Below are 12,720 nucleotides of genomic sequence, written 5' to 3'. Positions count from 1 at the left end.
TTCACGATTCGCCAACGAGTGGTACATTTTTGTATATTTAGATTTCTCCGGTTAACTTTTGGAAATATTTTTGTATTGCTTATTAGCAAGCATGTATGTAGTTTCTTAATAAAGTAGAAATCCATCATTCAACAAAATTGTGGTTGGGCAAAGGTTGGGGATCTACTTTACTTGCATACTAAAGGGGATCATCACTGCGCTCAGGGGACCTTCGCAAAGTATTGCGTATACTTCGTGCGAACCATCCCCAGCACTATAGGGTATGAGGCTAGTATGAATTACGTACCTTCAGAGTTTGAAAGTGCAAGAATACCATTGAGCAGGCTCCGGCCTGTAACGACACCATCCAAGGCAACCATAGATTTCGAGCATTCTGACGAGACACACGGCGATGATCAGTGCCTGCTGATCGTCGACGCCAGAACACTCGAACGCGAATGCCTTGCGACGACATTAAGGGCGAATGGCCTTGGCATGAGTGCTGTTGCCGTTGGCTCGATCGCAGAATGGCGGAAAAAGAAGGATACCTGCCAACCGGTTGGCGCGGTTCTCCTCAATATCGCTGGCGGCAAGGCAAATGACGCAGCGCTGTGTGAAGAGATCGCGAATATCACCTCGGAACTTGCACCGGCTCCAGTGATTATTCTGGCCGATGGTGATGACCTTAGTCAAACGTTGAGAGTACTCGAATACGGCGCGCGCGGCTTCATTCCGACCTCCGTCGGAATCGAGGTTTGCGTCGAGGCAATCGCCCTGGCGGTTGCAGGCGGCACCTTTATTGTCGCGGGCAACAGCTTTTCTGCGGCGGCAGCAGCAACAGTGAAGGCGAGCCAGCAACAACAGCGGCCGAACGAGCTCGCGCGCATCTTCACGTTAAGGCAAGCCGAGGTCGTGCAGGCGCTTCGCAAGGGAAAGGCGAACAAGATCATCGCCTATGAACTCAATCTACGCGAAAGCACGGTCAAGGTTCACATCCGCAATATCATGAAGAAGCTGAAGGCAACGAACCGGACGGAAGTTGCTTACAAGCTCAATGATATTTTCCAAAGCGATGCAAGGTGGGCGACACCTGCCGAGTAAGTTTTTCCCGGCTCGCGTTTCCGTACATCGATATATCTCCACAGACGGCGCGCAGCAAATGGCTGAGCGCCATCTGCGGTTAGGCGTCCCACCCTCTTTCACCGCCGCTTGAACCGGCTGTGCCGGCCGATATCACTCTGTGCGACCTGCTCCTCTTGAGACAAGGGGCGCATTTGCGGCTCGCGGCGACGTCCTAGGATCTGCTTGAACCCTTTGGCCGAAAACGGTTGGACAAGCTGGGCGATGAAGCCCTCGGCAATCCGTCCACTGATGCCGATCTCGGCAGGCGGCCTGCGCGCCGGATTGAAATAGGTGCCAAATAGCTGATCCCACAGCACAAGATTCTCGCCATAGTTCGTATTTCCTTCGGCAAGCACCTTGGAATGATGCCAACGATGCAAGCGAGGTGTGCTAAAAACCAGGTCGAGCGGGCCTGTGCGAACATCCATGTTGCAGTGAGTGAGAAGGCCGATGAAGGCTGTGACGGCGCTGATCCAGAGAAAGACGGGCAGGGGCGCTCCCAGGAGGTAGAGGGGAACCTGACTGAGCGCGATCTTGAAGAGCGAATCGACCACGTGAAAACGACCGGTGTTGACGACCCACAGGCGCTCCACGCTGTGATGCAGGGCATGAAATCGCCACAACGACAGGATCTCGTGGGCGGCGCGGTGTGCGACGTAAAGACCGAATTCGGCAATGATCAAACCCAGCACGACTTGGAAGACGAGGGGCCATTGGTCCGGCCATATCGCCGTCGGCGACGTAAGCGCCGGCTGCACGACCGTCGCGAGCGCCATTGGGGCAGATGCTCCGATGGCCGCTGCAATCTGCACGCCACCCTTGGTCAGGAGCGTATGGGCGATGTCGTTGAAGGTTTCGCCATCATGCTTCAGCCAGTCTTGCTCATAGGGCATCAACCGCTCGAAGCTTGCGATTGCAGCCACGAGCGTCAGATAAACCAGATTGAACCACAACAGGGGTACCTTTGTGTGGAAGGCAAAGCCCGCCCCGATCAAACCCGCCGCGAAGAGCGCTGGCCACAGCGCCCACGACGTCGCCATGTAAAGCGCCGACTTGCCGTCATTCATTCCACGCACCCTCTGCTTGCCCTAAGACTGCTCATGATACACCGCAGTTGCGTCCGCGAGGCAAGGCCCGAAGCGAGGATCTGCCATAAGGTCGCACAGATGAAGCAACGGGTAGGGGTACCAATCAAAACCGGGCCGAGAATTCCCTGGCCGTCCGACGGCACTCTGCGATTGATTTCTGGCGATTGTCACGAGGCGAGCTTCTTGATAGGCGTCATCCACAAGATGTAACCCGCCGCAGGCCAATGCTCTCACCATCCCATGACCACGCCCCGAGCCCGCTCGTCGGAATTGCGCTTGCTTGTTCCGGCTATTCGCTGTTTGCCATCCAGGACGCGGTGGTGAAGTGGCTCGTGGCCGATTACGCGGTCCCGCAGATCCTCTTCATGCGCAGCATCATGATCGTTATCGTCGCCGGCATCATGGTCCGGCGGCTGCGGCATCCTTCCATACTGAAAAGCCCCCACCGGAAGTCTCTGCTCGTGCGTGCCGGACTCATGCTTGCTGCATGGATGGCCTATTACTCGGCTGCACGCGATCTCGGCCTTGCCGAGATTACCACGATGTATTTCTCAGCACCCATCATGGTCGTGATGCTATCGATCCTCGTCCTCAAGGAAAGTGTCGGGCCGATGCGCTGGTTGGCGTGCATCGGCGGGTTCGCAGGCGTGGTGCTGGCAGCCAATCCAGCAGAAGCACCAAGCCTTGTACCGGCCGGAATGGTCATCTTCGCCGGTTTCTGCTGGGCGTGGAGCACGGTGCTTGTTCGCCTTGTCAGCCGCACTGAAAGCACGCTGAACCAGATGATGGCAACAAGCTTTCTGTTCGTTGTCGCTTGCGGCGTCATGCTGCCATGGCTGTGGAAGACGCCGGATCTTTTCGGCTGGATCCTTATGATCGGCCTCGGCTTCGTGGCTGCAGCCGGCCAGTATCTGCTTTACGAGGGCTTCCGCTACGCACCCGCCTCAACACTCGCGCCGATGGAATATAGCGGCCTCGTCTGGGCGTTTCTCTACGGCTATCTTATCTGGTCGGACGTCCCGACACCGCATGTGGTGGCCGGTGCTGCGCTGATCGTTGCCTCCAGCCTCACACTTGTCTGGTGGGAGCGTCGACAGATGCTTTTGACCCGCCGCCTGACGGCATAGTGTTGGTCACGCAGTGGCTCGTGGGCCGCCCGTGCGCGCCGGCTTCGTGCGCCATGCTCAGCTTTTAAGAAGCCAGAACGATTTCGAGCTGGTTTCGAGCAGCAAGTGTCCGCATCAGAACTGTCATACGGCACTGATGCCGAGCAGCCCGCACATGGCCCGATCCGGAGTGGTGCCATCGGGTCGCTCGTCAGCAATTGCATGAACAGTATAATACCAGTATAGCTCCAGATAACGATTTCCATAAATCTTTTGGCAATCGGTCCATCGCGAGGGGAGCCATGCCAAGTACCAGCTTGATCGAACGCGTCAGCAAGGAGTTCAGCCTGACGGCGCCCGATGTGCCCCTTTACAAACGGCTCAGGTCGGCCATTGAAGCTGCCATTCGTTCAAACGTCGTGAAAGCCGGCGCTGTTTTGCCGGGCGAGCGGGTTCTTGCCGAGAGCCTGTCGCTGTCGCGTGTGACGGTGCGCAAGGCGCTGGCATTGCTTGAGGAAGAGGGGCTCCTCAATCGCCGCCATGGTTTCAAGACGGAGGTCGGATCGCGTGTCGAGAAGTCGCTGTCGACGTTGACGAGTTTCTCGGAGGATATCCGCGCCCGTGGCATGGTGGCCGGATGCATATGGATTTCCAAGCAGATAAGCCGCCCATCGCCAGCGGAGATGATGGCGCTCGGCGTGTCCGCGAACGCAAATGTCATCCGCATGAAGCGGGTTCGCACCGCGGACGGCGCACCAATCGCGGTCGAAACGTCCACCGTTCCGACCCGCTTTCTTCCAACGCCTGATCTGATTGGAGATTCGCTCTACGAGGCCCTTGAGGCGCGTGGCTTCATGCCCCAGCGGGCAATCCAGCGCATGCGTTCGAGAGCGGCATCCAGCGACGATGCGCAGCATCTGCACTGCGAGGTTGGCGCTCCCCTCTTGATGACTGAAAGACGCTGCTTCCTGCCTGACGAACAGATCGTGGAATACTGTGAGACACGCTACAAAGGCGACGTCTACGATTTCGTTTTCGAGTTGCAGCGATAAGACCAGTTACAAACTGGTTGTAATCTGGTATTTTCTATCTATCGTGATGCCGAAATGGAGTGTCACGAGTGCGACGCGACGACATCAAGAAGAGTCTTATCGTATCGTGCCAGCCGGTTCCCGGCGGGCCGATGGATCATGCGGATTTCGTCGCGGGCTTTGCAAAGGCCGCCCTTAAGGCTGGCGCCAAGGCGTTGAGGATCGAGTCGGTCGACTATGTCAAAGCCGTACGCCCCGTCGTTGCCGCTCCGATTGTCGGCATCGTCAAGCGAGATCTTCCCGACAGTCCGGTTCGCATCACACCTTTCGTTGCCGACGCCGAAGCGCTGGCCGATGCCGGTGCCGATATCATCGCCTTCGATGCGACCGACCGCCGCCGCCCGGCTTCGGTGGAGGAGCTTGTCGGCACTGCCAAGGCAAGGGGCAAGCTGACGATGGCAGACTGCTCCTCCATCGCCGATGCGCAGCGAGCCCTTGCCGCCGGCGTCGATTTCGTCGGCACCACACTGTCCGGCTACGTCAACGGGCCGGAACCGGTCGACCCTGATATCGAACTCATCGTGGCGATGCGAAAACTGACACCCTATGTCATCGCCGAGGGTCGCATCCGTTCGCCTGAGCAAGCTTTCGCGGCAGCGCAAGCCGGGGCGTTTGCCGTTGTCGTCGGCTCTGCCATAACCCGCACCGAGCACGTGACCTCATGGTTCAATGAGGCGATCGGCAAGGCATATCAGCGCCCGCACGACACGAAGCGGGAAACCGTTCTTTCCATCGACATCGGCGGCACCAAGACGATGGCGGCGCTCATCAGCGGCGCTGCTGTTCTGGAAGAGATCGTCGTTCCCACCGAACGCGACGCCGGGCCGGATGCCTGGCTCTCGACGGTGTGCAAGAGCACGGCAAGCTGGCGGAACCGATACACACGGATCGGCATTGCGGTGACCGGCTTTATCCAAGGTGGGAACTGGTCGGCGCTCAATCCGGCGACCCTACCCATTCCCGATCTCTATCCTCTTCAAGACCGGGTCACAGCTTTGCTTGGCAGGCCGGCTTATGCCGTCAACGACGCGCAGGCTGCGGCGTGGGGGGAATACAAGTTCGGGGCAGGGGTAGGTTGCGACCTTGTGTTTCTGACGATCTCGACCGGCATTGGAGGCGGGATCGTCATCAATGGGAAGCCGCTTTCAGGGCTTGCCGGCCACTTTGGCCTGATCCGGTCGCCATCGCAGGGGCAGGTTCCATTTGAAGATCAGACGTCAGGCAGATGGATTGCCCGCGAGGCGTTGGCGGCGGGCCATCCGATCGATGCGGTCGACGTTTTCGACCGCGCGCGCAACGGCGAAAGCTGGGCCGCCGATATCGTGTCGCATTCGGCCCATCGCGTTGCGATGCTCTGCCGGGATATCCAGTTGATGCTCGATCCGGACGCGATCGTCATCGGCGGCGGCATCGGTCTGGCGCAGGGGTATCTCGATCTCATGCGCAGCCACCTGTCGGGTCTGTCGCCCAGTCTTACGCCGCGTCTCGTGGCGGCAAAGCTCGGCCGCCGCGCAGGCATCATTGGCGCCGCGGACCTTGCTGGAGACGAAAAGTAGCGGCGAGCGAATGGCATGAAACCCAACAAAAGAAAGGGAACGACGATGAAATTCAACACTGGGTCTCTTCCGGCACTGGCTCTGCTTCTTGCGAGCGTTACGCTGCCGGGCATGGCAAACGCGGCTGTAACTGTGCTCGGCTGGCCGGGTGGCTCGGAGGAAACCGCGCTCAGAGCCACGGTCGAAGCCTACAATGCGCAAGCCGGCATCAGCGACGCCGACAAGGTGCAATTGCTGTTCTTCAACCGCGATGGCTTCTTCGACAAGCTGCAGGCCGACATGGCCGCCGGCTCCGACGCTTTCGATGTCAATCTGGTCGCCACCTACTCGATCGGCCGTTACGCGCCATACATGGAAGCGGTTGAACTGGGTCCTGAGGCCGCCAAGGTGTTTGGTGAAGCCGTGCTCAAGACGATGCAGTTCGATGGCAAGCAATATGGCGTGCCCACGGATCTGTCGCTGCACTTCATGTACTACCGAAAGGATCTGGTTGACGCCTTGATGAAGGATGAGGCGGCAAAGAAGACCTACGGAGAAATTGCCAAAAAATACCTCGGCAAGGAGCTGCAGCCGAAGGATCCCGACAGTTGGACCTGGGACGATTGGGCAGCAACCTCGCTCTATTTCAGCAAGCAGGTGAATTCGGCGAGCCCGGTGCGCTACGGCACTGTTCTTCAGATGAAGAACCTGCTTTTCAACATGATGGTCTTTCAATCCCTGCCGCGGTCCTATGGTGGCGATTGGATGGACAAGGACGGCAAGATTACGGTTGATTCCGATGCGTACAAGACCGGCCTCGAGCTCTACAAGAAGCTCTATGATGCAGGCGCGTCGCCGAAGGATTCGCTCAGCTACGAGTACGCTGAGACCAACGCGGCATATGGCTCGGGCCAGGCTGCAACCGCGCTGCAATGGAATGCCGCTGCGGCCGATCTGACCAACGCCGAAAAGTCGCCGGCCGTGGCCGCGGTGACCGGTATCGTCGCGCCGCCCGCCGGCCCTAACGGGCGCGCCGATCACATTCATGGTCTCGGTCTTGGCCTCAACAAGAATGCCAAGAACAAGGAAGGAGCGACCAAGTTCCTGAAATGGCTGGCCACGGAAGATGCAGCACTTCTCTACGCCAGGAGCGGTGGCTCTCCGGCCCTTTCGCCCGATGTCGTCGCCAAGGTTTCCAGCGACCGTCCCGACCTCGTCAAACTCGGTGAATTCGCCAGCAAATACGGCTACGTGATGAACGGCGCCACCGCCGCAAGCGCCCTGTCGGTTTACGAGCTTCAGGCCAAGGAATTCACGGGTTTCTGGTCCGGCCAGCAAGGCCTCGACGAGGCGCTTGCCCATGTCAAGACGGGCATGCAGGATCTGTTGAAGAAGTAAGACGAACCCGGCGTCAGGTTTCGCCTGGCGCCGGCCCATCGGGCGGACCATAATGGCTATTGTAAACCGTGCCGAAGGCAGAGCCTACCTGACGCCGCTTGTGGCGTTCCTGCTTCTCTTCCTGGGCTTTCCTTCCCTCGTCAACCTCATCTATTCCGTCTCGACCGTCAGCTTTGAGAGCCTGCGCAGTCCAAGCCTCAGCGGGCTCGGCAACTATGCTGCGGTGCTTGCCGACCGGGAATTCTGGCAGGCCGTATCGTTCTCGATGCGCTTTGGTGTCGTGACCGCACTTGCCGAATGCCTGATCGGCCTGTTCCTCGCGGTCTTTCTTGCGCCACTCATTGCAAGACGATCGTTTCTGATGGCGCCATTGATGCTACCCTTGATGGTCGCCCCTGCAATGATCGGCCTGATGTACCGGCTCGTCCTGCACGAGTTCGCCGGGCCGGTTCCCTACTATCTCTTCTCTTGGTTCGGTGACAGCCCAGCCTTCCTCGACATCAACAATGCCTTTCGCACGCTTGTCGTTGTCGAGACGCTGCAGTGGACGCCGTTCGCCTTCCTGCTGTTTTACATGGCCTACGTTGCGATACCGCTGGATGTGCGCGAGGCGGCCTCGCTCGACGGCGCACCATGGTACAAGGTCCTGTGGTGGATCGAGCTTCCGCTGATGCTGCCCACGCTCGTCATTGCCTTGTTCATCCGCTTCATCGACGGCTTTCGCGTGTTCGACAACGTCTATGCGCTGACCGGCAGTGGTGCCGGCGGATCGACAACATCGCTTTCGATCTACATCTACCAGGCCTTTTTCAAGGAAGGCGCGATCGGCAAAGCCGTTGCCGCCTCCGTCGTGCTGTTCGTAGCATCGCTTGCCGTCCTCTATGGCCTCAACTGGCTCGCCGGACGCAGGAGGACATAGCGATGCTGAACGCTGCTCGTTGGATCGTTTTTACGGCTGCCGCCCTGGCGATGAACTTTCCGGTCATCGTCACATTCGTCACCTCGCTGAAGAGTGCGAGAGAACTATCGGTCAACGCCGGCCTCTGGGTCAGCCAGCCGACGCTGGAGAATTACCTTCGCGTTCTGACGCAGACGGACCGGTTCAACATCTACTCCTACCTTTTCAACAGCACGATCGCTTCGCTCATCGGCACGAGCCTAGCGATCATTCTCACCTTCCCGGCCGCCTATGTCATCGCCCGAAGCGAGGCAGGCAAGCGTACCGTGTTGCCGATCATCATCAACCTGCGGGCAGTGCCGCTGATCATCTTCGCAATCCCGCTCTACATGATGTATCAATGGCTTGGTCTGTTGGATACGCAGCTCGGGCTGGGGCTTATCCTGACGATCGTCAATACACCACTTGCGCTTGTCATCATGGTCAACGCCATTTCCGATGTGCCTCTGGAACTCGACGAGGCCGCGAAAGTCGATGGCGCCAGTACGTGGCAGGTGATGGTGATGATCATCAGGCCCGTCGTTCGGCCAGCATTGGTGACAACCTTCATCTTCGGCTTTATCACTGCCTGGAACGAGTTCCTGTTTGGCCTCATGCTGACGACCAGCCAGGCAGTCCCGATGACCGTCGGCGCTTCCTTCTTCTTTGCCGCCAGCGGAGGCGGGGTGCAGTGGGGAACCGCATCGGCCGTCATGATGCTCGGCGCGCTGCCACCCGCCGTGCTCGGTCTCGTCATGTATCGACAGATTTCCGGCTCGCTGACCGCAGGCGCTGTGAAGGGGTGACCACCTGGCAGCCCTGAAGCTTTGTAAATCCCACGGGCGCGGCACGGTGAAGCACGGTTCACAGAAACATTACGGCCAAATAGCAATAAATACTTCTCATGAAAGTATTGGCGGCAGCGTGCGCAATCTTGCGAAGTCCCAGAATGAAATACACTCATCTGCGCTGATTTGAACGCAAAACAGCTGGTGGTTAACCGTGAAAAGCAAGAGCCTTTGGCTCGGACATTGCGCTGCGCACCTTCCAACGTCACCCATAATCGTTTGATTTATTTTACTTATTTAAACCTCAAGAAACGCAGCCGAAATCTATATTATGTTTCTCTAATTTTTATCTATTGCATACATCGTTATTTGCGCTTAGCATAATTGTCACCGCGACAACAAAGACGGTTAATAAACTACGTCTCGTGGGGGTTTCCTTAGACTGTAAGCAGGTGTTTCCGCGAAGAAATTCTCCGGAGAGTTTAACTGTGCGCAGACGAGGTTAAACATGGAACTTGAGCTGAATTCGGTCCGCCTTGCCTCCAAACAAAAAGTCGCCGTTCTAGACAATTACTATCCAAGCGCCGAGGCCCGTCCCTATCGCGTGAGTGTCTTTGGCGCTGGTTATGTTGGTTGCGTTTTCTCCGCATGCCTCAGCAAGGACGGATTCGCCGTCGTGGCGGTCGATCCTGACCGGTTTAAGGTCGAGCGTCTTGCCGGAGGTCTGGCTCCGATCGTCGAGCCCGGCCTGGACGAGCTTTTGCAACACGCGCACGCAAACGACCTTTTGAGCGCAACCCACTGCGCAGTCGACGCCATCAACGATACCGATATCTCGTTTTGCTGTGTCGGAACACCGAGCCAGTCGGATGGCACCTTGAACACCGATCACGTTCGTCAGGTTTGCGAAGACATCGGCAATGCGCTGCGGCACAAGGGCGACTTTCATATCATTGTCATGCGTTCGACGATCCTGCCCGGCACGATGGAAGACCTCGTCATTCCAACGCTGGAGAAGGCTTCAGGGAAGATCGCCGGACGTGATTTCGGCGTCGCCTACTACCCCGAATTCCTTCGCGAGAGCACGGCAATCGCCGACTACTACAAGCCCGGTGCGATCGTGTTCGGGCAGTATGCGGATGATACGCGCTCCATTGATGCGCTGAAGACGCTCGTCGGCCACATTGGCGTCACACCGCATGTCATTCCGATGGGCTGCGCGGAGATCGTCAAATATGCCAGCAACTGCTGGCATGCCGTCAAGATCAGCTTCTCGAACGAGATCGGCAACATCTGCAAGGCCAAGAACATCGACAGCCACGTCGTCATGGATGTGCTGTGCTCCGATACGCGCCTTAATATATCCCGGGCCTATATGAAGCCGGGCTTCGCCTATGGCGGTTCCTGCCTTCCGAAGGATCTGCGGGCGTTGACGGCACTCGGGCGCGCCATGAACGTGCCGACGCCGGTCCTGGACGCCGCGCGGCTTGCCAATGCTGTTCAGATCGATCATGCCCGTTCGCTGGTCGACGCAGCCTCACATGAGACAATCGGCTTCATCGGCGTGACCTTCAAGGCCGATACAGACGACCTCAGGGAAAGCCCATTACTTGAACTCGTCGAGGGTTTTCTTGGCAAGGGCAAGGATGTGTTGATCTACGATCCCCATGTTGCCAGGGATGCGAGCCAGGGCCGCAATTTTCTCAAGCATATAGCGCCGCTCCTCCACGACAGCATCAAGGACGTTATCGCTGCATCCGAAGTCATTGTCGTCGGCAACACGTACCCCGGTCTGAAGGATGCGATCGAAACCGCCGGCAAGCCGGTAACCGTCATCGATCTGGCGCGCATCGAAAGACCGGAAAACAGAAACGTCATCTATCACGGCCTGTGCTGGTGACATGCACGTCGCCGGCCGCCCGACAGGGCCGGCGCATCTGGTCAGGTATACACGGGAGGAGGCCCGCGCTTCTCGAGAAGCAGCACGGCATGATCACCGAGGCATGGAGTAATGGCAAAAACGCAGTATGCCGATGGCTATGGAGCAGTTGCCGCGCCGGTAGATCGTCTACTGGCAAAGGTGCCCGACGGTCGTGACCCCAGATCCGCTTCACGGCTCGTCGCCTGGAGCGAAACGCTGGAAGCCCATCTCGTCTATATCGCTTTGATCCTTTGCATCGCCTCCGCAACACCCCTCGATAGTCTTGCAAGTGCCCATTCCGGTGCGCTTTTCGGCCTCGGTTTCCTCGCGGTCTGGCGATATGGCTGGGGCCTCGCGCATTTTGTGCGATCCAACATCTACCGCTCGATCGTCTTTCCAAAAATGCGCGCCGAGGCCGACGATGCGATGCGTGAATGCGCTGACATCGAGGGCAGCCAACATGTTTTCCTACTCGTCACCAGTTTCCGCATCGACGGCGATACGACTTCAGCCGTCTACCGCGCCGCGTTTGAAGCCGCAAAGCAGGCACCAGGTGGCGCGACCGTGGTCGCCTCCATCGTCGAGATGGGAGACCAGCGTCTGATCAAACTGCTTTACCGCCTGATCTGCGGTGAAGACACCAATGTTCGCCTTGTCATCACACGCATCGCCGGGACCGGCAAGCGCGATGCGCTGGCTTATGCCTTCCGTGCGATTTGTCGGCAGGAGCCCAAGGCGGACGATGTGGTGGCCCTAATCGACGGCGACTCGATCGTACCTTTTGATTTCGTCAGCAAATGTATCGGCTTTTTCCGGGCCGATCGCAGCGTTGGCGCGCTGACGACCGACGAGGTCTCACATGTGCATGGCAAGGCAAAGTTCCATATCTGGTACAGCTTGCGGTTTGCCCAGCGCCATATCCTCATGTCGTCGAACGGATTGTCACGCAAGGTGCTGACGCTGACGGGTCGGATGTCGATGTTCAGGGCGTCGATTGTCTGCGATCCCGATTTCGTGAGGCAGGTCGAATCTGACTACGTCGATCACTGGCGGCTCGGCCGGCTGACGTTCCTGACCGGAGACGACAAGTCGAGCTGGTTCTGGCTCCTGCGCAACGGTTACAAGATGCTCTACATTCCAGACGTTGTCGTCGCGACCGTCGAGGAGCCACCGTCCAAACACTTCCTGCCAGCAGCGACACAGTTGATGGTGCGCTGGTTCGGCAACATGCTGCGCACGAATTCACGGGCGCTGGCACTCGGACCATCGAAAATCGGCTTCTTCACCTGGTGGACGATCTTCGATCAACGCGTCTCGATGTGGACCTCGCTCGCTGGACTGGCAATGGTTCTCCTCGTGGGATTGTTCGAGGCACCGTTCGCCTTCCTCATCTACCTTCTGTGGGTGCTCGCAACGCGCTATTTGCTGACGCTGATGCTGTTTAACTCGCGCCGCCGCGTTTCGGCCTTCTACCCCTTCTTCATCTATTTCAATCAGATCTACGGATCGGTCGTCAAAACCTACATCTTCTTCCACCTGAACAAGCAAAAGTGGACGCGTCAGAAGACGACGCTTTTAGACAACCGGACACGCTTCGAAAGCCGCGTTCGCGACGCCTCGTCAACACTTGTTCATGTCATCGCGCTCACCGTTTTCGTGACGATCGTCGCCGTTGTCCTCGGACAACTGGCAATTCCGGAAGCACCCATATTTGCAATGGCCTACGGGCTGGACCCGGTAAATTGAGGGAGTGGA

At 58.1% G+C, this 12,720-nt stretch carries 10 protein-coding genes; 9 read left to right on the top strand and 1 reads right to left on the bottom strand.

The window, feature by feature from the left end; genetic code table 11:
* Positions 1 to 273 precede the first annotated feature (273 nt).
* Positions 274 to 1,080 (top strand): response regulator transcription factor, encoded by an 807-nt coding sequence (locus LPU83_RS64505; protein WP_024314432.1) that lies wholly within the window; start codon positions 274 to 276, stop codon positions 1,078 to 1,080.
* Positions 1,081 to 1,178: 98 nt separating this feature from the next.
* Here the strand turns inward: LPU83_RS64505 and olsE are convergent, their stop codons facing one another.
* Positions 1,179 to 2,168: an ornithine lipid hydroxylase OlsE gene (gene olsE, locus LPU83_RS64500; RefSeq protein WP_024314431.1), complete on the bottom strand. Its 990-nt coding sequence runs from the start codon at positions 2,166 to 2,168 to the stop codon at positions 1,179 to 1,181.
* A 245-nt stretch (positions 2,169 to 2,413) separates the two neighbouring features.
* Here olsE and LPU83_RS64495 point away from each other — a divergent pair, with 245 nt between their 5' ends.
* The 8 genes from LPU83_RS64495 to LPU83_RS64460 all read left to right on the top strand — a co-directional run bounded on the left by LPU83_RS64495 (position 2,414) and on the right by LPU83_RS64460 (position 12,711).
* Positions 2,414 to 3,316, top strand: coding sequence for a DMT family transporter (locus LPU83_RS64495; RefSeq protein ID WP_024314430.1), 903 nt, complete (start codon positions 2,414 to 2,416; stop codon positions 3,314 to 3,316).
* Between the two features lie 281 nt (positions 3,317 to 3,597).
* Positions 3,598 to 4,347, top strand: coding sequence for a GntR family transcriptional regulator (locus tag LPU83_RS64490; RefSeq protein ID WP_024314429.1), 750 nt, complete (start codon positions 3,598 to 3,600; stop codon positions 4,345 to 4,347).
* A 131-nt stretch (positions 4,348 to 4,478) separates the two neighbouring features.
* Positions 4,479 to 5,942 carry a putative N-acetylmannosamine-6-phosphate 2-epimerase gene (locus LPU83_RS64485; RefSeq protein ID WP_231052151.1) on the top strand — a complete coding sequence of 488 codons (1,464 nt, stop codon included), beginning with the start codon at positions 4,479 to 4,481 and terminating at the stop codon, positions 5,940 to 5,942.
* A 45-nt stretch (positions 5,943 to 5,987) separates the two neighbouring features.
* Positions 5,988 to 7,319: an extracellular solute-binding protein gene (locus LPU83_RS64480; RefSeq protein ID WP_024314427.1), complete on the top strand. Its 1,332-nt coding sequence runs from the start codon at positions 5,988 to 5,990 to the stop codon at positions 7,317 to 7,319.
* A 52-nt stretch (positions 7,320 to 7,371) separates the two neighbouring features.
* Positions 7,372 to 8,238, top strand: a complete 867-nt coding sequence (locus LPU83_RS64475; RefSeq protein ID WP_024314426.1) for a carbohydrate ABC transporter permease — start codon at positions 7,372 to 7,374, stop codon at positions 8,236 to 8,238.
* Between the two features lie 2 nt (positions 8,239 to 8,240).
* Positions 8,241 to 9,062, top strand: coding sequence for a carbohydrate ABC transporter permease (locus LPU83_RS64470; protein ID WP_024314425.1), 822 nt, complete (start codon positions 8,241 to 8,243; stop codon positions 9,060 to 9,062).
* Positions 9,063 to 9,552: 490 nt separating this feature from the next.
* Entirely contained in the window at positions 9,553 to 10,944 is a 1,392-nt protein-coding gene (locus LPU83_RS64465) for a nucleotide sugar dehydrogenase (RefSeq protein ID WP_024314424.1), read from the top strand.
* A gap of 111 nt (positions 10,945 to 11,055) precedes the next feature.
* Positions 11,056 to 12,711: a glycosyltransferase gene (locus tag LPU83_RS64460; RefSeq protein WP_024314423.1), complete on the top strand. Its 1,656-nt coding sequence runs from the start codon at positions 11,056 to 11,058 to the stop codon at positions 12,709 to 12,711.
* Positions 12,712 to 12,720 lie beyond the last annotated feature (9 nt).

Origin of the sequence: Rhizobium favelukesii (assembly GCF_000577275.2) — a bacterium.
Classification (GTDB): Bacteria; Pseudomonadota; Alphaproteobacteria; order Rhizobiales; family Rhizobiaceae; genus Rhizobium; species Rhizobium favelukesii.
Note: the sequence above shows the minus strand (reverse complement) of the source record. Positions and strands in the feature narration are given on the sequence as shown.